Genomic DNA, 21443 nt, shown 5'->3' on the forward strand with positions numbered 1-21443 from the left:
CAATTCCGCTAGGGCGAGGAGCTTTTGGGATGTTTAAGGGACTGATACGAATAGGCGTTTTGGCCGCGGCCGTTTCCCTCTGCGCGGCGGGAGGCGCAAGCGCCGCCATGCAGATGCCCGGATCGGCAGCCGTGCTGACCGGCGAGGCGCAGGTGACACCGGTGACCTTTTGGGCCCAGTCCTATCCATATCGTTATGTGCCGCAACGCCACTGCCCGCTCGTGCGTGTTGAGACGCCGTACGGCTGGTACATGGATCGCGTCTGCGCACCGGAAGGGCCCATCCTTCGTCGCGCTTACTGATCAGCCTCACCGAGTTGCTAACCTGGATGAAACAAAGCAGTCGTGCGATTGGCACGACTGCTTTGTCTATTTTTGTGCCAATGGCCTGCCGCAGGATTGTGCAACCAGGGGCTGTTTACCAAAAATGCGACTTGACGTTAACTTGGGCTGCTGCCCGGTAAAGATTGTGTTAACAAGTTAGTATGCTGCGCTGCACCCTGGGTGTGTGCAGATTGGAAGAAGGGGCTGTGCAGTGGATTTTTCCGCAAAGAGAAGGCCCGGGTAGTCATATGACAGGGGCATCAACGTACAATCTTTCCGGCAAGCGCGTCTTTGTAGCCGGCCATCGCGGCATGGTTGGCTCGGCCGTCGTTCGGCGCCTTGCGTCTGAGAATTGCACCATTCTTTTCGCCGATCGACATGAACTGGATCTCACCAAGGAGGAGCCAACAATCCGATGGCTCGAGGCCAAGCGGCCTGAGGTCGTGGTTCACGCGGCCGCAAAGGTCGGAGGCATTGCTGCCAACAGCAACTTTCCTGTCGATTTTCTCTGCGACAATCTTTCGATCGAACTAAACGTCATCCGCGCCAGCCATGCCGCGGGCGTGCGGCGCCTCTTGTTTTTGGGATCATCTTGCATCTACCCAAAGCACGCCAAGCAGCCGATCAGCGAAGATGAACTGCTCACCGGACCGCTCGAGCCCACCAATGAGTGGTATGCGATAGCGAAGATCGCTGGCCTCAAGATGTGTCAGGCGTTCCGCCGCCAATTCGGCGATGACTTCTTCTCTGCGATGCCCACCAATCTCTATGGTCGTGGCGACAATTACCATCCCGATCATAGCCATGTGCCGGCGGCACTAATCCGACGGTTTCACCAAGCAAAGCTGGAGCAAGCGCCGACGGTGACGGTCTGGGGTACCGGAACGCCGCTGCGTGAATTTCTGAACGTCGATGATTTTGCCGATGCGTGTGTCTTCCTCCTGAAGAATTACTCAAGCGACCAGCCGATCAATGTCGGCAGCGGCGACGAATTATCGATCGCCGATTTTGCGGGAACGATTGCGGACGTGGTGGGCTATCGGGGCAAGTTGGTCTTCGATACGTCCAAGCCCGACGGTACGCCGCGTAAGCTGCTCGATAGCTCGCGGGTGCGGGCTCTTGGTTGGCAACCAAATATTCCTCTGCGCGCCGGCCTCGCCGCTGCGTATCAGGATTTTCTAAAAGGCTACGGCCGTCATCTGGAGGTTAGCGCCACCAGCTGAGCTCAACCATTCTGCCTGCAATAATTTGAATCTCAAAACTTACTTGGATTGCGCCTTTATGCGTGTTCTTTTGGTCGGCATCAATTATGCCCCCGATCTGATCGGAGTGGCGAAATACAATAGCGAGCTCTGCGAAAGCCTCGTCGCCGAAGGTCACGAGGTCAGGGTGATCACGGCTCCGCCGTATTATCCCGCCTGGAAGATTCCTTCGCGCTTCAGTAGTTCTTACTTTAGAACGAGGCATATCGATGGCGTTCGGGTCACGCGTACGCCGATCTATGTGCCTGAACATCCGTCAGGGGCGAAGCGACTTATCCATCATGCCTCCTTCGCACTCTCGAGCGCAGTGCCGGCCTTCGTGAACGCGCTCTCCTGGCGACCAGACGTCATGATCGCGGTAGCCCCGTCTCTGATGTCGGCTGCCTTCGTCTCGTTCGTTGCTCGTCGCGTCGGCGCCAAATCGTGGCTCCACATTCAGGATTTCGAGGTCGATGCAGCGTTCGATCTTGGTCTGCTGCGCAGCGGTTTCTTGCGCGAGTGGATGCTTAGGACTGAAGCGGCCATTCTCAAATCATTCGATCATGTTTCGACTATCTCTCAGCCGATGATGGATCGCCTGATCCTCAAAGGCGTGGGCCTCGATAAAGCAGTTGAGGTCAGAAATTGGATTGATACCCGGGCGATCTGCCCCGCTTCGCGGATGACGAAATATCGCGAGCAGCTCAAGCTTGGCGAGACCGACATCGTTGCGCTCTACTCCGGAACAATGTCGAAAAAGCAAGGGCTTGAATTCGTGATCGAGGCCGCGACCGGGTTGGAGCAAAGCCATCCACATATTCGCTTCATCCTCGCCGGAGAGGGTCCAGCTAAGATGAGGCTCCAGCAATTGGCCGCCGGGCACTCCAATGTCCATTTTCTCGGACTTCAGCCCAAAGAGAGCTTCAACGAGTTGATGGCAACAGCCGATTTTCATCTGATTCCGCAGAAGGCCGAGGCAGCCGATCTGGTGTTGCCTTCCAAGCTTGGCGCGATCTTCGCGTCCGCTCGGCCAGTCATCGCCATGGCCGAAGAGGGCACGGGGCTTGCGGCGGAAGTCATCGGCGCGGGCCTTGTGATTCCACCTGGAGATTCGTCCGCTCTTCAAGCCGCAATTTGCGAGCTTAGTGAGGCATCCGCCCTCCGCGAGCATTACGGGGAGCAAGGAAGAAAGCGCGCCCTTGATCGGTGGGACCGGCAAACAATTGTTCGTCGGTGGTCGGAAGTCATGGCGGACGAGCGCAAGTCGACAGGACCGAAGGGTATCGGACCGACAAGCGCTAACGACAACATCGGACTTCCAGTGGAGGATGCGGTTCGCTTGCCCTAACGGCCAGACCGAACTGCGGTGCTGGCAAAAAAACAGCCAGAAGTGAGCGCCGCCGGATGGGCGCCCGCTTCCTTCGCTCATTATGGTGGCTGATCTACTCCGACGTTACTCGTGACGCGGAAAGTATCGGAATCCGTGCTGCTTAATTAGCTCGTCCCGTTTTGCCGATTCGAGGTCTTCCTTCATCATTTCCTGAACCAGCGCCTCGAATGAGGTCGTAGGCTCCCATCCGAGCTTCTGTTTCGCTTTCGCGGGATCTCCCAAGAGAGTTGCGACCTCCGTGGGTCGGAAATAACGGGGGTCTACCGAGACGATACATTTGCCGGTAGAGGCGTCATAGCCCTTCTCATTGACGTCGCTGTCTTCCCAGCGGATCTTTATCCCGACTTCGCTCGCCGCAATATTGACGAAGTCTCTCACGGAATGCTGCACGCCCGTGGCGATGACGAAATCTTCGGGCTTCTCCTGTTGCAGCATCAACCACTGCATCTCGACGTAGTCGCGGGCATGGCCCCAGTCGCGTAGCGCGTCGAGATTGCCCAAATACAGGCGCTCCTGAAGACCCAAATGGATTCGCGCGAGTGCTCGCGTGATTTTTCGGGTAACGAAGGTCTCGCCACGAACCGGGGATTCGTGGTTGAACAGGATGCCGTTGCAGGCGTACATGCCGTACGCTTCGCGATAGTTCACCGTGATCCAATAGGCGTAGAGCTTGGCGACCGCATAAGGCGACCGCGGGTAAAAGGGAGTCGTCTCCTTTTGCGGGATTTCCTGAACCAGGCCATATAATTCGGAAGTCGACGCCTGATAGAAGCGCGCCGTCTTCTCGAGCCCCACTATGCGCATCGCTTCCAGAATCCGCAGCGTCCCCAGGCCATCGGAATTCGCGGTATATTCAGGCTCCTCAAACGACACGGCCACATGGCTTTGCGCAGCGAGATTGTAAATCTCGTCTGGCTGCACTTGGCCGACGATCCGAATGAGGCTGGAGGAGTCCGTCAGATCTCCGTAGTGGAGGCGGAACGGCGGATCAGGCTCGTGGGGGTCAAGGTAAAGATGGTCGATGCGATCCGTGTTAAACAACGAAGTACGGCGCTTGATGCCGTGGACTTCATACCCTTTTGCCAAAAGCAATTCAGCCAAGTAAGCGCCATCTTGACCGGTGACGCCTGTAATTAGTGCACGTTTTTTTGTCATAACAATCTCTAAGGTTCGATACCCGGTCGTACTCGAAAACGGAGTCAATAGGGAGATGGGCTGGCCCAAAAAATCAAGCTTAGATTAACGGCTGTTGAGGTCTGGGGAACGGGCATTGGATGGGGTCTCGCTAAGGATATTTTGCGTTTGTGCTCTAATTTTTCGATTTTACCCTACAACGGACGTCCCTAGCGCGGGCTTTATTTTTCGGAGTTTGGATTTGGGTACTCGCATTATCCCCCTGATCATGTGCGGCGGTGCCGGAACGCGGCTGTGGCCGGCTTCGCGCGAGGTGCGGCCCAAGCAATTCCTGCCGCTGTTCGGCACGCGCTCGACCTTCCAGGACACGCTGTTGCGCGTCTCGGAGGCCTCGCTGTTCGATCGCCCGATCGTCATCACCAATGCGTCCTACCGTTTCATGGTGCTGGAGCAGCTCGCCGAGATCGGCATCGAGGCCGACGTGATCCTCGAGCCGATGCGGCGCGATTCCGGCCCGGCGATCGCAGCCGGCGCGGTGTTCGCGCAGAACCGTTCGAGTGAGGCAATCGTGCTGGCGCTCGCCGCCGACCACGTGGTGCAGGACAATGCCGCGTTCGTCGCGGCGTGCCGCCAAGGGCTTACCGCCGCAAGCGCCGGGCGCATCGTCACGTTCGGCGTCAAGCCGGAGCGGCCGGCGACCGAATACGGCTATATCAGCCCGGGCGAGGTCATCTCCGGTGAGGTGCACGCGGTCGCGCGCTTCGTCGAGAAGCCGGATGCGGTGAAGGCGGCCGACTACCTCAATTCCGGCTATCTCTGGAACAGCGGCAACTTCATGTTCCCGGCCAGCGTCCTGCTCGACGAATACCGCAAGGTCGATGCGGCAAGCGTGGAGGCGATTTCCGATGCCGTGACCAATGCCGGCCGCGATCTCGGCTTCGTGGCGCTGGAGCCCGAGGCGTTCGCCGCGGCCAAGGCGATCTCGATCGACTATGCGGTGATGGAGAAGACCGCGCGCGCAGCGGTCGTGCCGGTGTCGTGCGGCTGGTCCGACGTCGGCTCCTGGCACGCGGTGTGGGAATTGTCGGACAAGGACGCGCAAGGCAATGCCGCGCACGGCGCCGCCGTGTTCGAAGATAGCCGCAACTGCAACGTCACCACCGACTCTGCGCTGGTCGCACTCGAAGGCGTCGACGATCTCATCGTCGTCGCGACTGCGGATGCCGTGCTGGTCTCGCGCCAAAAAGATGCCAACGGGCTGAAGCGGCTGGTCACCAAGCTCAAGGCGGTCGCACCGAAGGTCACCGAGGAGCATCTCAAGGTGCATCGGCCCTGGGGCAGCTACCAATCGGTCGACAATGGCGAGCGCCATCAGGTCAAGCGCATCGTGGTGAAGCCGGGCGGACGTCTGTCGCTGCAGAAGCACCATCATCGCGCCGAGCACTGGATCGTGGTCCGCGGCACCGCCCGCGTCACCGTCAACGAGACCGTCAAAAGCGTGCACGAGAACGAGTCGATCTATATCCCGATGGGCGCGGTGCACCGGATGGAGAACCCCGGTAAAATCATGCTGGAGCTGATCGAGGTCCAGACGGGAAGCTATCTCGGGGAAGACGACATCATCCGGATTGAAGACGACTATCAAAGGTCGTGACGCGCTCAACGAAGGATTACTGCCGTTGAGTGGCCAAGGCTGCCCTCAACTAACCGTCTTTGGTTCTGGCGGTTATCGTGCAGGAGGCACACTCAGTTCTCGGGACTGCCTTAAAGGGCGGCGACTTCTCGCGTTACACGTTCTGCCTATATTGCGACTCAAGAATGAAGGCGCCATATGTGTCGGGCAATCACTGCCAAAATTCGAAGCGCTCTATCTGGTGCAAAAGATATGGGTTAGGTGCTGCTTGGATATGCACTTATCGCCAGAATCATCGAGATGCGTGTTGTGAGAAGCGTCTAGGGGACACGCGCTCACAGATGAAAATGGCGCGCTAACTTGCAGAGGGGTGGGAGCCCGGGGGCAGTAAACTTTCTGTGGACACCCCTCGTCCCCCTGCTAGATTTGGACCATGCCTCGACCATTGGTTTTTATTCCAGCCGCGATCGGATTAGGCTTGATCGCCTACGCAACCCTGTCGACAATGACAGCGAGACCCTTTCTGATAAGTGCCGATGAGTCCAATCTGATCACCATCATTGAGCGATTTGGCGCATACGCTGTACTTGGAGGTCTGTTCTACTTCGCTGTACCGGGCCGCGTTGGTCTCGCCGTTGGCCTCGTATCAGCCGTGGCAATCCTGTTGGAGCTCCTACAGAGATTCCGCGCCGATCGAGATCCGGGCTTTATTGACGTCGTAGAAAAGATCTCTGGTGGTGTCGTCGGCATTGTTGTTCTTCACGCTGTCTTCAGGATGCTCGCAACGTCTCGCAGAGCGGCTAACGACGCTAACCTGCCCCAGCCTTGACTGCGGCCGCAAAGCTAGCAACGGATTAGGCTCCTGGCCGCCGCCAGAGCCAACTCGCCGAATGAGTGTGTTCGGCAAATTCGTAAGTACGTTGCTTTACTGGTGCGCCCGAGCAGGTTGCCTCTTTCCCGACCTGCTTAATGGCGGTCAGAAAGCCGAGTGACAGATATGTGGGCGACGCATTGGGCATATGGCTCAATTTTGTGCGTCAATCGTCTGCAATATCGCGTAGCTTCGTCGGTCGAGTGGGTACATTATTTCGGGAGCTGGGGAGATGATCTTTGAGCTCCAACGCGGATCAGCTTTAACCCTGCTGGTTTGTTTTCCAAAACTTACGCTCGGTCACTCGGTTGCGGCCCATCACGGATGATTGCCAGATGACATCACAGGTCACCGTCGACACTCCGATGGCTGAAGGTGTTGACGACCAATTCGAGGCAGTGGTCTTGGGCGCTGGAATTAGCGGCCTCGTGGCAGCGTCAATTTTGCAGCGCCAAGGTGCTCGGAGGGTGCTAGTCATCGATGAGTATCCTTCGATCGGCGGCAATCATATCGACTGCAAGATCGGCGACTATACGTTCGATGTCGGCAGCTACATCTTCCAGGACGATTCGCCGCTATTGGCACACTTTCCCGAGTTGTTACCGCTCTACATTCAGATCTACCCGTCATGGGGGCGGCTCACTCCCCAAGGCGCAGTAAGCCACTATCCGCTATCCATCAGGGACGACCTGCTTTCAGCCGGCCCGTTGGAATGGCTTCGGATGGTGAGCTCGATCATCTTTGCGCGAACGTTCCGCCGCAAGATCCGGAACGCCAAGGACTTTGCAACCTTTTGGATCGGAAGGCGGTTACTGGAGCGCACGGGACTCGGCTATTATTTGAGCCGGTTCTACGGATTTCCTGCCGACCAGGTGGACGTCAAGTTTGCAGAGAAAAGAATGCTTTGGATCAAGGAGCATGCGACGCTGCGAAACCTTATCGCGCGGGCCTTCCGCCGTGCCCCTAACGTAACTCCCAATCAACAACTCGTTCGGCCGCGGGAAGGCTTCACATTTCTGTATCGCAAAGCAATGGAGCGGCTTGAAGGCCAAGGCGCGGACTTTGTTTTGGGTACCAAGATAGCTCGCGTTGAAGGGCAGAACGGCGAGTTTTCGATCGTCCTGGCCAACGACCGCGCGATCGTCGCTCGGCGCTTGGTCTCGACCATTCCGCTAGCGCGTATCCAAGAATTGTGCGGTTTGCAAAGCCGTCGAGACCTGAAGACCGTCACGTTGCTGACGCTGTTCTATAGTTTTTCCGGTGAGAGAGGCTTCACACAGCCGATCTTGTACAATTTTTCAAGGGCAGGGGCGTGGAAGCGCCTGACGATTCATTCCGATTTTTACGGCAGGTGCCTCGGCCGGGAATTCTTCTCTGTCGAAGTCAATGCTGAGCACGTGGCCCACGACACCAGTAGGGCAGATTGCGACTTTAGAACTCACACCTGCGACAACAGACTGTTTTTAGGCGACCTTCGGCTCGAGGGCGCGCATATGCTTGGCAATGCCTACCCGATCTACACCGACCAGGCCGACGAGCACGCGGCAAGTGCGGTGGTCGCACTGCGCAAGTTGGGAATTGAATCGATTGGACGGCAAGGCAGATTTGACTATCAACCAACCGCTCGCGACTCCACGCTAAAAGCCGAAGCCGCGCTTCGTCCGGATTAGCGGGACAGGAGCAGATTCCGTGCGCGCGCACCCTCAGTTCCAGTAAATAGCTGCCACAGTTTGCGCAGGGCCTGTTGAAGGCGCGGTGAGCACGTGCTCGGCTGATAAAGTAGGTTTCCTGCGGAGCTGGGAATTACGTATCGCTCAGTGCCGGTCCAGCCAAGTGAGCGTGCAGGCCGCAACGGGCTGGTGCGCCATCTTCCTGACTGCGCCAATGAGGCCGCGCAGGCGCCCGCACTTCCTGCAAAAAATCGGCGTGTCATCGAGGGCTCCGTCAGCACACTCGAAGGTAACCGCCAGCGTCGCGCAGTTCGAGCAAATGGCTTCGAAAGCCGTGGCATGGGTGGAGCTCGCGCTCATCATCATCCCTCAATGGTGCAATCGATCTCGCAGGTTGTGAGTGCCGTGACGGCCTAAAAGGCCGGGTCCAATCGCGCGGTGATCAATCTTCAGTTCAAACGGCGTTCTGTCCTGCCAGAGGCTGTCAGGCCTCCCCTCTGCAGAGAGATGTCTGGTCGGGCGTCGAGTCGACCAGACTTTCAATATGCTGCATCTTCAAACACAGCCGGGATGGTTGCGAGCATTATCTTGGTGTCGAGTACCACGGACCAATTGCGTGCGTAGAACGCATCGCAGGCAACGCGCCTGCGGTAGGTGGTTGTACTGCGACCGCTCACTTGCCAAAGGCCTGTAATTCCAGGACGGCAGGCCAGATAGGCGTCGACCTTGTAGGCGTATCGCGCCAGTTCTTCTTCTGTGACCGGTCGGGGGCCGACGATGCTCATGTCACCACGAATGACATTGAACAGTTGAGGCAATTCGTCGAGACTGGATCTGCGCAGCATTGCGCCCAACAGCGTTACGCGAGGATCAGAGCGTAATTTGCGAGCGGCGTGCCACTCCGCAGCCGCGGCAGGATCGGACTCCAGCAATCGTTGCAGCCGCTCCGCTGCGTCCGGCGCCATGGTACGGAATTTCAGGCAGTCGAAGGTTTGACCGTTAAAGCCAACTCGCCTGTGACGAAACAGCGCCGATCCTGGCGACGAAAGAACTAAGGCTAAGTAACAAATCAGCAATAAAGGAGAAAACAGCAGAACGCCAATAACTGCCAATACCAGATCGACCGATCTCTTTACTACTGCACCCACGGGACGCGGTACCACGTGGACGGGAGAACGCCTCTCCACGGAAATAAAAGGCAACTCGCCGCGTGTATCGACCACATTGGTCATTGCGGGAACTCCATAAACAACATCTAAAAAAGCGTTTGAGCTCGTCCCCTCTATTCTCTAGATCGCATTGCCCCCTGTGAGCAGATTAAATTCTGACGGCGGCGCACAATTAGCACAAGTTTAAAATTTCGGCACAAAAGCGGATTTTTTCAGCTTAAAATTATACTTGGTTCGCAGAGTTTGCCGCGCGCGTTTGAGAAAAGCCATGGGATTAGCGCTGGCTTCTTCAATTTTGGTAATACGAATAGCGTCGATCGGAATAGCCCTCGAAGCGGCGCATAAATGCTTCGTCCGTCTTATTGAGGACGGCACCCAGCAATCGCTCCGAAACAAGCGGCGATGATCGAATGGCCTTGAGGACCTCGTCGGTGGACGTGCCCCATTCAACCACCATCAGAAAAGCGTCGAAGAGGCTTGCTATCGCCTTGACGTCGACGATCGGCAAGATCGGCGGCAAATCGCAAATAATATAGTCGTACTCCTCCCGAGCGCTCTCCAATTCGACCCTGATCGATGGTGCACGAAGGACATCGGAGCTGTTCGAAGGCGTTGGAGTCGCGGGAGAGGGCACGACATCGAAGTTGAACATGGTGTCGCTGATGATCACGTCTTTGAGCTTCGACCGATCGGCGACCATGTTTTGCAGCCCGGGCCGGCGCTCATAGCCAAGCATTTGGGACAAAGCGGGTTTACGTAGATCCGAATCTATCAGAAGGGTACGGGCTCCCGTTTTTGCAAGAAATGCTGCAAGAGCCGCGGTCACGGTTGTTTTGCCTTCGCCGGGGAGGGCCGACGTAACGCCGATAACTTTCGCCCTCGCCGGGTGAAGATCGATTGCGACTTTGATGTAGCGCAAAGCCTCGCCCGTAGCCGAAAAAGGCGCGGCTCGGTTGATCTGATGGAAGGCGCTCAGTCGACCGCCCCGCAGTCGAGCCGTCAATCCTGAAACCGCTGGGAACGCAGCCAGGCAGGTCGTGCCCAAGAGCTTCTCGAGCTGATCGCGTGTGTGGACCTTCCGGTACATGAATTGCTCCCGGGCGATCGCAGCAAGCATGCCCAAGCCCAACCCACACATGGCTGCAAAGGCCAATGTGATTGCGAGCTTGGGCGAGCTCGGCTTGGCGGGAGCAGACGCTTCCGTCACCACGCGGGCCTCCGTCGACGGAAACGACTGCTGCTGCACCGATTGAGTGAATCGAGACAAGAAGGCCTCGTAGATGCCGCGGTAGGTGTTAGCGCCCGTTTCCAACTCACGCAGGTGAACCTGAGCTTGCCGCGTCGCGCCGGACTGCTGGAAGATCTCGATCATTCGCCGATCGATCGCCTCTTCCTGCGACTTCGCGATCTGGAGCTCACTCTTATAACTCTCCGCGATCCGGGAGATTTCATCCCACATCGAACGTTGCAGTGCGGCCATTTCCGAGCGCAGATTCCTGGCGGCTTCATGCTCGGAGCCGTAGCGGGTGCTCCATTCGGCTTGCTTGTTTTGATTTTCAAGGAATTTCTGCCGGAGCTTGGTGATGACCTGGCTGTTAAGCGCATCGGTGACAACCGGATCAGGGATGTTGAAGTTTTCCTTCTCGGGCCGTTGTTCGATGATGCGTTGTATGCGCTCGAGCTTGGCTCGAGCTTGGCTGGTGTCGGCACGAGCTTTGGCCAGCGCCACGCCGAGCTGATCGAGCTCAACCTCGCTCGCCAGTTTGCCTTCGACACCAATAATGATGCCGTTTTCGGCTTTGAAGTCCTGAACGGCCTTGTAGGCGGTGCTAGCCTGCTGACGAAGCTCGCTAATCCGCTGCTCCAGCCAAATGCTCGCGCGTCGGGTGGCCTCGTACTTTGCCTGCAGCCGGTACTCGATGTAGGCCTCTGCGACCGCATTGGCGATCCGTGCAGCCTTATCTGGATCAAGCGAGGTATAGGCGATCTGCTCGACATAGCTGCGACCCAAACGCGTTACGCGCAAATTGTCTTTCAGAACACCAAGCGCCCGTCGCTCCAGTTCAACAGGCGAAGGCTTCTCCTCGGACGGTTTCGCGACCCGCAACAGTCGGGCCAAGCTTGCGGCGCTCGAGGAGGCGAACTCCGGATCGTCGGTGAGGTGCAACTGGGCTATGACCGCCTTTCCCACTTTTTCCGACCGGGTCGTCTCGATCTCGCTCTCCACAACGGAGTCGTCTGCGCTGTGATGTTCCTGGGAGTTCTCGCTTTGCGGAGAAGTAATCCCCTTGGTATCAATGAACATGTCGGCCTGCGCAGTGAATTTGCGCGGTGCGATCCCGACGTAAAAAGCGCCAAGCGCTAACGAGGCAACCGTCACGAAGGTGATGAGCCGCCATTCGCGACGTAGGAAGTCGCGTAACAGAAGCAGGGATCGGGCCTGATCAGGACCGGCTTCCGTCGCCGTTGCTTGAGGCCGAAATTCGCCGGCGATGTTCATTCCACGCCCTCAACTCAACTCGTGTTAAAAACGCATACATTCCAAAAGAAGGGCCCGCATCAGTTCGTGCAAAACAAGGACGGACATTCGAAAACGAGAGCCAGTATCGCCGATTAAACCGCCGTTTCAGAGCACAAATCCGTTGCAGCCCGTGCTCAAGAAGCGATCAACTGCTGGCTGCGGCCCTCTGTGAAGCCGGCTGCTGCGGGTGGTAAGCACGGCGATGCCGTAAGATGCATCTTAGCCGCGTGCGCAATCGACGGTTGCGGGCAGGTGTTTAGCTGAGCGCTGCTCGGCCCCGGACTCTCGATCGGGCGCGTTGGGCCAAAAGTAACTCGATATGGGAATGCATCTTGCGGATGAATGGCTCGCGGCCAAACTGCTGGGCATGAGCAATGATGGCTTCGGGCTCAAAGGTCATCTTTGAGAATCTGGCGATGCTCTCGGCGATGGCACTGACAGTCTGCTCGTCGAAGAACAGTCCGGTCACGTTGTTCGCGACCGTCTCGGTGGCGCCGCCGCGCCCAAAAGCCAGCACCGGACGTCCGCTCGCCATAGCTTCAACCGGGACCATGCCGAAGTCTTCTTCTCCAGGGAAGATGAGCGCGCGACAGTGCGCGTAGTGGTGTTTGAGTGACTCGAACGGCTGCGGCCCCAGCACTGAGACGGTCGGGCCGGCGAGGCGGCGGATCTCGGAAAGCATGTCTCCGCCGCCGATAACCACTAGTTTCAATTTCAATTCATTGAAGGCGCGTACCGCAAGATCAGGTCGCTTGTAGGACACGAGTTCGCCCGCCATCAGATAGTAGTCGCCGAGTTCGGAGGAGGGGCACGGGGAGAATGCCGCCGTATCGACCGGAGGGTGAATCACGGTCGCATCGAGACCGTAGTAGCGGCGGATACGTCCAGCGACCGTTGCAGAATTGGCGACGAAGCTGTCGACCCGCGCGGCCGAAGCGGCGTCCCAAAGCCTCAAATAGTGTGCAAACGGGGGCATTGCCAGACGCGCCAGGACGCCTGCGCCTGCTCGATAATCGTGAAACATATTCCAAATGTAGCGCATGGGCGTGTGGCAATAGCACACATGCAGGGCGTGCGGAGGGGCAACGATGCCTTTTGCCGGCCCCGCTTCGCTGCTGAGGATGAGGTCATAGTTCCGCAAATCGAGCTGCTCCAGAGCGATCGGCATGAGCGGTAGGTAGGTCTTGTACATGCGTCGAGCGCGCGGGAGCCGATTGATAAAGGTCGAAATAACGCGGTGCTTTCGAATGGTCTCGGACACCATCTCCGGGACATAGACGTGCGTATAGATGTCCGCCTCGGGATACATCTCGCAGAGCGCCTCGAGGACTTTCTCGCCCCCCCGCATCCCCACGAGCCAATAGTGAATAATCGCGACTTTCATGCAATCAATCTCCCGCGAACGAGTCAAAAACCATACGCCGTGAATTCCCCAGCGGCTTCGAGCGGACACTCAAGCTTCAACGTGGCAGGATTTCAGGGGCTGGCGGACAACCCTCGGCCGGACCAGCCCCGCGCCCGTACACGTGGACATAGTCGATCAACAGCGTAGAAGGACTGGGTGTCTGATCGATAGGCCAGCCGCCACCGAGGGCAAGGTTCACGAGAGGATAGAGCGGACCGTCGAGTTCAGGTGGAGCTGGTTGGCTCCAGACCGGCTTTCGGTCAAAGAAGAACACAAGCTTTTGTGGCGAGATATCGACGCCAAAAGTATGGAAGTCTTGGACAAGGGCATCGTTGGGTACGCTGACCTTTTGCGCCTCGCCCCGGGTGCTATGCGGCTGCTTGTACCAGATGTGCGTGGCGGCCTGATAAGCGGATGTGAACTGCCCGTAATACTCGATGATATCGATTTCGACATTTCCTTCAGTCACCGTGGCGGGCTTCAGGGCAGCAAGCCAGAACGCCGGCCACGTTCCCGGGCCGGGTGGCATCTTCATGCGGGCTTCGAAATAGCCGTAACGGGTCCCGGTCCCGGCGCCGGAAGCATCGGCTGCCGCCAGCAGACCGGACGTCCACCTGCCGTTGCGATCTTTTGAAGCGGTGATGGCCAGAATTCCGTCTTCGACCTTAAATGGTCCCCTAGGCCCCGGATTTGCGAATGCCGCGTCGCCGAAATCGCCCGACCAGGGCGTGTGGGCGGTCCAGCGTGCGGGACCGACGCGATTAGCTGAGACACTGAGCTCGTCGAATTCTTCAAGCAAGACGGGATGGAGTTCACAGGATTGGGGCTGCTCGGCTGCGATTGCAGAGCCAAGTGAAGCTCCAAGGGCGAGCACGACTGGTGTTCCTGCCCAGGTCGATCGCTTCAAGTTGCATGCTCCTTCTCGCGCATCGCGTTCTCCTTTAGCATCGAGTATCACACGGCCTCTGCCCGGCTGTTTATCCGGACACCAAAGCCATAGAGCGCGGCGACGTAGACGATTGCGCCGAACAATGAGATCACACCCAATTCAACAAAAGCCACCATATGGATCTCAGGCAGTTTGTATCGTAGCCCGATCACCAGAAGGGTCATCACCGCGCAGGCAGCGGCGATTTGCCAGAGATTGGCGGCTTCGGAAGCTACGCTTGTTCCGACAAGCTGTCTCGCTCCGATCAAGGAGAGGATGAACATGATGAACGAAACCGCGCCTCGTGCCGCGACCACCCCGGCAAGAGAATAAAAATAGAAACCCAAGAACATAAGAACGAGCTTGGCGCACAGCTCGACCAGAGTTAGGCGAAACACCAACTGCGTTCGATTGGTGGCAAGCGCCAACGAATGCAGTGGCTGATAGAAGGCGCTAAGGACGGTCGACAGGGCGAGCCATCGCAAATAGACGCCGGCGTCGCTCCATTGCGGGCCCAGCAGTACCTCGGCGATCAGGTCCGAGGTCAATGACATGCCGATGCAGGCCGGCGCCGCGAGCAGCATCGTGAACCGGGAGGCTTTCGAATACGCGTGGCGGAGCCGGTCCTGGTTCTGGTTGATCTGCGAGAATGCCGCCATCAGAGGCTGCATCGCCGGACCTATCAGGCTCTGTGTCGGCATCACCGAGAGGTCGCTGGCAATGGTGTATTGGCCCAGCGCGGCTTTGCTCGATGAATAGCCGAGTAGGATCCGGTCACACTGCCAGCTCAGGGCGATAACAATTTGCGCGCCGCTAAGCCAGCCGAGAAAGGCCGAGAACTCCCGAAATTGGGATAACGAGAAGCCCGGTTTATAAGGTGCCAATATATAAGATATCGATGTGGCGCCCACGGACGCCGCTACGCCGCTGGCGACAATGGCCCAGTACCCAGCTCCGAGACCGAGCGCGGTCGTCGCAACAATGGCTGCGGCGAGTTTGCCGAAGATCTCGGCCAGAAAAACTTGCCTGAAGGTCATGCTGCGGATGTATTCGACCATTCCGGGACTATACAGGCTGCGGGCCAATGGTCCGATTGCGCTGACGAGGATCAAGCTGAGGAGGCGGGGATCGTTGTAGATCTGTGCAAATGGCCACGCCACCGACAAAAGCACAGATGCCAAAGCGACCCCCCTCAGGGCGCTCAAGGTAAAGGCAGTATCCAAGTGCGACTTCGTTACATGTGGCAGGCGCGTCAGGGCCTGGAGGGTTGGCACCTCAAGCACCATGTCCGCGATGACCGTTACTGTCGCTGCGAGGGCAGTCAGGCCGAAGTCGGCGGGTGTCAGGATGCGTGCGAGGACAAGAAGCGTGACGAAATCGATAGTCCGGGCTGTAAGCCTGGACGACACAGTCCAGGCGGCTCCCAAGATCGTTTTGCGGGCAAGCACGACTTACTGCCTGCACGTTTCGACGGGGCTATGCCACGTCTTTGATCCGAGCCCGGTTTTCGGTCGCGCGGCCTCACAAGACTGCGGCGTCATCGCGATTGCCTTTCGTTGGAACTCCCAGCTGTGGACCCGAGCTCTTCTTTCCGCCCGGCACAATTACGGCTGCACGCTCGGGTTCGATACGGCCTGTCAGCACGTCGGCGAAACCGAGTATGTTTCCTCGAAGCCGCCCCCGCCGATCGATGAAAGGTTCGGGTCTGGCGCAGCGCGCCAAGTTGATGGCCACGTTTCGAAAGATTTGACCTATTGCCTGTCGAGGCGTCGTCGTACCCTTGCGTAGCAAATAAATTGGATTGACGACTTGCGAATAACCCAGCCGATCTCCGGCAACACGACCGGACTTGACCCCCATATGAACTCCGCGGGCCCGCGGGGACTTGATCAGGCGGCCGCCTCGCTTTGCCACCGCCGCGCCAAAATCCCGGTCTTCCTGCCAGCCGTAGAGGACAAGGCGCTCATCAAATGTTGTGCTGCCGATCGCGGACATGCGGAAAGCCATGTTGCAGCCGTACGGGCTGAATGGTTCGATGCGCGGTGCCTCGTGCGGCAGAGTTTTTTCCGTCATGATGCGCAGTGCTTGGTCAAAGCTCAGTCCTGGTCCAAGAATGCCATCGGCATAAAGATACCCGGTGAAACCCACGACCTCCGGCTCGTCTCGAAAGGTCTGCGCGGCCGCAGCCAACCAATCGGGATCCGCCAAGAAATCATCGTCGAAGAACGCGATGACGTCGATCTCACCGCTGAGCGTGGCCAACGCGGTATTGCGTTGAGCCGGCAAGCCGCCCGGACCGGTGACAACTCGAACGCCAGGCAGCTTGGCGGCATCGCCCGCATCCTCCGTGGTGACGCAAGAAACGATCACCGCGTTCGGCTTGAGAGTCTGGGTCTGCAGCAAGTGAGTCAGGGTCGCGGTCACCATTTCAGGCCGCCCTCGCGTTGCGATCGCCACTGCCACCTTGGGTAACGGCCCAATAACGCTCGTCTGCTGCCCTCTCACAGCAGCGGCAGGCTCTCGCATCAGTTCGAGATATCCAGCCGCCGTACGTTCCCAAGAGAACATTTTGATTCGCTCGCGGCCGCGTCCGATGAGTTCATCCCGCTGATTGCTCGTCATCGAGAGTTGTTGAATGCATTGGACCCATCGCAGCGGATTGTCAGGAGCTGCGAGCAAGGCGGCATCGCCGCATACCTCGGTCATGCTGGCCCGATCCGAGGCCACTACAGGACATCCGCGTGCCATGGCTTCGATGATCGGAAGCCCAAAACCCTCTGTCCACGATGGAAAGATCAAGCACAAGGCGCGATCCATGAGATAGGCGAGATCGTCATCTGTGATGTGGCCGAGCAGGGTTAGTCCGTGAGCGTTCGCTAGACTCTCCGGAGCGAAAATGCCCGCGCCTCCTCCCGCAACGATGACGCCAATGTTCATTGCGGCAAGCTCAGGCGCGATCTTGGCAACCAGCTGCAGGTTCTTGTGCGGAGCGCGGGATCCGAGCGCCAGCACAAACCGGCTCTCCGCTGCAACCTCCGGAGCTATGCGCGCGAGCCTTGGATCCCAAGCCAAGGCGTGCTCGTGTCCATTTGGAAGTACCACGATATCTGCGGTCCGCACCGGAAGGTGCCTGGCAAGCTGCCGGGCGGAATAGGTCGACACGGTTGTGATCCTTGCAGCCCGTCTGGCCAACAGCGGTTGCAGGGCGCGGTAGCTGGCGCGGAATGTCGCTCGATAGCTCTCCGGCGCATCGAACACGTTTGCGTCGTGAATACACACGACCTGATCCGATTTGGTGGCCGGGGCGGTGTTGCCGAGATTGAGCAAACGCCCGGGCCACCGCGCTGGAAGAACCGCTTGCTCCCAAAGGTGTCCGCCCACGGGCCCCGCTGTGATGAGCGGCATGGCCTGAAGTCCGGGATCGGCTGCGGCCATGGGGGCGATGATCGGAACCTCCGCGCCCGACGCGACGAGTGCTTGATTCATCGCCGCCGCGACGTTGTGGGCATAGCGCTGCACGCCAGTTTTGGGCTGAGTTAAATAGCGGCCATTCACGCCAAAAAGGCTGCTGGATGAGTTCATGCCTTGGCTCCCGATAGCTCGGATGGGGTGAGCAGTACTCGTTCGAGGTGGTCCTGAGGTGAGGCGCAAGCCAGCGCGGCGAGGGCGTAAAACAGCAGACCTTGCTCCACGGTCGGGGCTGCCAACGTGTCGCCGATGATGAGCGCAAAACATGCATTCCGGGCGGCGAGGCCGGCGTCCGCCTCATAGGTGCGCCGGCCTTTCGATTGCCGGAACAGGGCCGTTGCGGCGAACAGGGCGTAGAAGGCGGTTCCGGGAATACCGACGTTTGCAAGAAGTGCGATCGGAAAGCTCGAGGTGCGAATGGTTCCGAGTCCAACGCCAAAACCAAAAGAATCAAAGAAGTTCTGTAGCGCAGCGGCATTCCACGAGCTGCGCTCGACCGCCGAGGTCGACGACGATTTGTTAAGGATCAGCGTGTCGATGTAGCCGCGAACCGTTTCGCTGGCGCGCTCGTCGAGAAGCACCCCCAAGATCACGACGATCAAAATGATAGGCGTGCAGAGCACAGCCGCGGAACTGAACGGACGGTTCGGTTGAAAGCCGCTCCGCTGCACCAGTCCGGCGTAAAGGATTGAGGCGACCAGCGGAGCCCCCGCGAATCCTGTCGAGGAGGTGGACAGGATGACCAGCGCGAGGGATGCCAGCGCCATAGGACCGGTCACCATCAGGCTCCTGCCGCTCAGCCAAAGTGTACCGGTGAACGCGAAGGCGCCGAGCGTGGCGCGCGCGAATGCGGAGGCCTCGGGAAATGAACCGACGATGCGCTTTACACCATTGACCTGGTCATCGGAGTGCATTGTGTATTGGGCGTTACGCATGAAATCGAGAATACCTTGCGTGCCGGTCGCATAGGTCCCAATGTCCAGCATGGCGAGCAGAATATTGCCGGCGCAATAGCCGAGTACTGCGGCGACGACAGCCCGAAACCCCCTCTGGGTGGTTCCGATTGCCGCCGTGATCACGAAGCAGGCGAGATCGGCCGCCATGTAGACGGACTGATTAAAATTGCTGGACACCGGTCCAAGCGGCACAGTCGAGCCGGTGTTGGCGTATTCCGACGCTCCAAGGGGCACAATCTGCGTTGCGCCAGCCAGTAGACGTGGCATCAAGAGCGCAGAGCCGACTGCAAAGATGACCAAACATAACAGCCAAAATCCGGGCTGGCCGAAGGTCATGGCCCGCATCGCAGCGGCAGCCTCGTGCCGCCGGGTCAGCACCGCCGCCAACGCAAAGCTCAAGAAGAGGTGGGCCGGTTGGATGTTGGCGCCGCCGACAAGGATGGCGGCGGCGGCGCCGAACAGAGCTGTGCATAGCAGCGCGCCGAACGTGGCTCGGTATCCCAGGGGCAGGCAAAGCAAGCCGAGTAGGATGGTCAGAACGCCGATCGGTTCTACGGACATGACGCACCGGCGGCGTTTATACCGGGCTCGTGCGACACGCAGCCGCGCGCTTCAGCCGAAAATCCTGACCCCGCTAAGCTGACCGGGCGCGTTGCGCGAACTGCTGTTGGATTCCACATAAGCGTTTTCAATGCTGGCGAGCCACGATGCCCCTGAGGGAATGCACGGAATCAAGCATTGGCAGGAGAGCGTACTTTAGAACGGGAAATTGCCGCGCTATCGCGCCCTCACGCCAGAGTTCAAATCGTAGCGATGCCAACTTGCGCAACACCGGACGAGGTTGCTCGGCCGGCAATGCTTGCAGGAGCTCGGGTCTACCGAAGTCGACGGATCGCCCGGGGACTTCGAGGCATCGCAATTCGCCCGCGGTGGGCCGCGTAATCGCTCGCTTAAGGCGAATCCAAGCGATCTCGACATCCCGCAATGCTGCTGCCCCGCCATCGGCCGGAAGGTTGTCCACGTAGCTGAGAGCTCCGGATAGCAGCTCGTTTCCAAGGCTTGGATCGACGAACCCGAACCGGACGTCCCCGCAGTTGGCGACCACCTCCTCACCCTCGTCGACAAATGAAGTAACAGAGGGGACCGCGGGCTCGAACAAGCTCTCGATGAGATGCCAGTACCGCAGGACAGAGGAACGGACGTCGAGCGGGCTGTAACGATTGCGCTCCACCAGCAGGCCGGTTACTTGCTTGAAATGCTCCTCGCTATGTCCCTTGTAGTTTGCTCGGGCAAATTGAATTGCTTCAATTCGCTGCGTAGGAAAGGCGCTGACCAATAGCCGCTGCGTGCTTCCATAGAGGCCTGTATCGCACAACAAAATTCGGCAAGCATCGCCCCGGAGCTTGGCAAAGTGCCGCTCGAACAGCGCGTTCTGCATGCGGATGTCGGACAACACGGCTTTGGCACCATCATCAAACAGCATTGCAAAAAAAGCGTCCGCATCACGAAAAGGCCGCTTCCACTGGTCTGGAAGCTCGTAGTGTCCTCCACCAAGGGCGCTAGCTACATCAAAAAACGAGCGGCTTCGAAACTCACGAGCAACCTCTTCGAGCGCTGAAGCGCTTCGGACCAGGACCGCGGCGCGCGCCGCAACCAGGCGCGAGACCATGATGTTTTCCCGCCGCATGCCGAGCGGCAGCGAGAGCCTCGCGACTACCCGTTCGAAGACCTCTCGGATTCCAACGCCTCCCCTGGCGCAAAACAGCAAGGTCGCCTTGTCATGTGCCTCCGCTTCGGCGGCATATAGCCAAATCAGCAAACAAAAATGAGTGACAATCGGCCCAAGGACAAAACGCCCGAATGTATACGCATTTTCAGGTGCCGCCGCTGGCGAGCTGATGCTGCGCTTGGGTCTTGACAACGCAGCCTGAGCGGCGACCAAACCACCATTGGCCTTACGTAAGTAGCCCAGCCAGATCGGCCGAGGCGTATGAACGACCGTGAGTCCATGCGCCGACGGGCGACGAACGTCGGCGTGCGGATCATCGCCGATATGCAGGATCCTGCCTAAGGACACGCCTTCAACTTCGGCGACGCGAGGAAACAGGTCACCGTCACGCTTGGTTCGTCCTTGATCGGCGCTGCTGTAGATCTGATCAATAACATCGTGCCCATGAAAATGCCGGATCAGCTCACACAAATCCGCAGACGACAGCATTGTGTCGCTGACGGCGACAATGCGGCTGCCCCTCTCCCGGCGGGCGCGCAGAGCGCGGGCCAAGGCCCGGTTTGCGACAAGCGAAGTCTTCTCGACCTCGAGTTCAATCGCCAACCGCGCCGCGCCGACGGAAAGCGGTAGACCTAGCAAGCTGAGCTGCCGATCGATAACATCGAGCAATCGGGCCTCACCCGATCCGCGTACGGCCAGGGCCCGGAAGGTGAGTCGCTCGGCTTCCTGTCTAGCTTTTGACAACAGAGCAGGTTCGATTAGCCAGCCACGCGCCCGCAGAAAACTGCTGAATAAATGCTCACCTTGCATAATGCGTGAGCGGGCGGAGCGCACGGTTCGCAGCAGAAGCGTGTCAAAGACATCGACGGATATTATATCGACGCCATCGGCGGAGCTGATCAGCTCGGCTAGCCTATGTGATTTCATAATCTACAAAAACTCCAAACGCCACTGACCGCCATGCCCTTGGAACGCGCTCAACGGTTGCAGACTAATTTATGCTAT

15 protein-coding genes are annotated in these 21443 nt (G+C 58.5%); 6 read left to right on the forward strand and 9 right to left on the reverse strand.

Annotated elements, in window-relative coordinates:
* Positions 1-29: 29 nt before the first annotated feature.
* The 3 genes from AC0L3K_RS16820 (at position 30) to AC0L3K_RS16830 (ending at position 2912) form a co-directional block, all read left to right on the forward strand.
* The gene (locus AC0L3K_RS16820; protein ID WP_473366410.1) at positions 30-302 is read left to right on the forward strand and encodes a hypothetical protein; all 273 of its coding nucleotides are present in this window, start codon (positions 30-32) and stop codon (positions 300-302) included.
* Between the two features lie 269 nt (positions 303-571).
* Complete coding sequence (locus tag AC0L3K_RS16825; RefSeq protein ID WP_473366454.1) at positions 572-1546, forward strand: GDP-L-fucose synthase family protein; 975 nt, start codon at positions 572-574, stop codon at positions 1544-1546.
* Positions 1547-1604: 58 nt separating this feature from the next.
* Complete coding sequence (locus AC0L3K_RS16830) at positions 1605-2912, forward strand: WcaI family glycosyltransferase (protein WP_473366411.1); 1308 nt, start codon at positions 1605-1607, stop codon at positions 2910-2912.
* Between the two features lie 105 nt (positions 2913-3017).
* Here the strand turns inward: AC0L3K_RS16830 and gmd are convergent, their stop codons facing one another.
* Positions 3018-4109 carry a GDP-mannose 4,6-dehydratase gene (gmd, locus tag AC0L3K_RS16835; RefSeq protein ID WP_473366412.1) on the reverse strand — a complete coding sequence of 364 codons (1092 nt, stop codon included), beginning with the start codon at positions 4107-4109 and terminating at the stop codon, positions 3018-3020.
* 220 nt (positions 4110-4329) lie between these two features.
* On the opposite strand from gmd, the gene AC0L3K_RS16840 reads away from it, so the two are divergent.
* The 3 genes from AC0L3K_RS16840 (at position 4330) to AC0L3K_RS16850 (ending at position 8262) form a co-directional block, all read left to right on the forward strand.
* On the forward strand, positions 4330-5742 hold the full coding sequence (locus AC0L3K_RS16840; RefSeq protein WP_473366413.1) for a mannose-1-phosphate guanylyltransferase/mannose-6-phosphate isomerase: 1413 nt from the start codon (positions 4330-4332) through the stop codon (positions 5740-5742).
* 457 nt (positions 5743-6199) lie between these two features.
* Complete coding sequence (locus AC0L3K_RS16845; RefSeq protein ID WP_473366414.1) at positions 6200-6550, forward strand: VanZ family protein; 351 nt, start codon at positions 6200-6202, stop codon at positions 6548-6550.
* A gap of 377 nt (positions 6551-6927) precedes the next feature.
* Complete coding sequence (locus AC0L3K_RS16850) at positions 6928-8262, forward strand: NAD(P)-binding protein (RefSeq protein WP_473366415.1); 1335 nt, start codon at positions 6928-6930, stop codon at positions 8260-8262.
* A 539-nt stretch (positions 8263-8801) separates the two neighbouring features.
* On the opposite strand, the gene AC0L3K_RS16855 is transcribed toward AC0L3K_RS16850, so the two are convergent.
* The 8 genes from AC0L3K_RS16855 to AC0L3K_RS16890 all read right to left on the reverse strand — a co-directional run bounded on the left by AC0L3K_RS16855 (position 8802) and on the right by AC0L3K_RS16890 (position 21365).
* Entirely contained in the window at positions 8802-9494 is a 693-nt protein-coding gene (locus tag AC0L3K_RS16855; RefSeq protein WP_473366416.1) for a sugar transferase, read from the reverse strand.
* A 226-nt stretch (positions 9495-9720) separates the two neighbouring features.
* Entirely contained in the window at positions 9721-11931 is a 2211-nt protein-coding gene (locus tag AC0L3K_RS16860; protein ID WP_473366417.1) for a polysaccharide biosynthesis tyrosine autokinase, read from the reverse strand.
* Between the two features lie 277 nt (positions 11932-12208).
* Positions 12209-13336 (reverse strand): glycosyltransferase, encoded by a 1128-nt coding sequence (locus AC0L3K_RS16865; RefSeq protein ID WP_473366418.1) that lies wholly within the window; start codon positions 13334-13336, stop codon positions 12209-12211.
* 76 nt (positions 13337-13412) lie between these two features.
* Positions 13413-14264 carry a glycoside hydrolase family 16 protein gene (locus AC0L3K_RS16870; protein ID WP_473366419.1) on the reverse strand — a complete coding sequence of 284 codons (852 nt, stop codon included), beginning with the start codon at positions 14262-14264 and terminating at the stop codon, positions 13413-13415.
* A gap of 47 nt (positions 14265-14311) precedes the next feature.
* Positions 14312-15733 carry a lipopolysaccharide biosynthesis protein gene (locus AC0L3K_RS16875; RefSeq protein ID WP_473366420.1) on the reverse strand — a complete coding sequence of 474 codons (1422 nt, stop codon included), beginning with the start codon at positions 15731-15733 and terminating at the stop codon, positions 14312-14314.
* Between the two features lie 73 nt (positions 15734-15806).
* Complete coding sequence (locus AC0L3K_RS16880; protein WP_473366421.1) at positions 15807-17867, reverse strand: glycosyltransferase; 2061 nt, start codon at positions 17865-17867, stop codon at positions 15807-15809.
* Positions 17864-19270, reverse strand: a complete 1407-nt coding sequence (locus AC0L3K_RS16885) for a hypothetical protein (protein WP_473366422.1) — start codon at positions 19268-19270, stop codon at positions 17864-17866. The genes AC0L3K_RS16880 and AC0L3K_RS16885 overlap by 4 nt, the downstream gene beginning before the upstream one ends.
* A 127-nt stretch (positions 19271-19397) precedes the next feature.
* Complete coding sequence (locus AC0L3K_RS16890) at positions 19398-21365, reverse strand: hydrolase (RefSeq protein ID WP_473366423.1); 1968 nt, start codon at positions 21363-21365, stop codon at positions 19398-19400.
* Between the last annotated feature and the right edge of the window lie 78 nt (positions 21366-21443).

Source organism: Bradyrhizobium sp. MI1.10 (assembly GCF_055811035.1).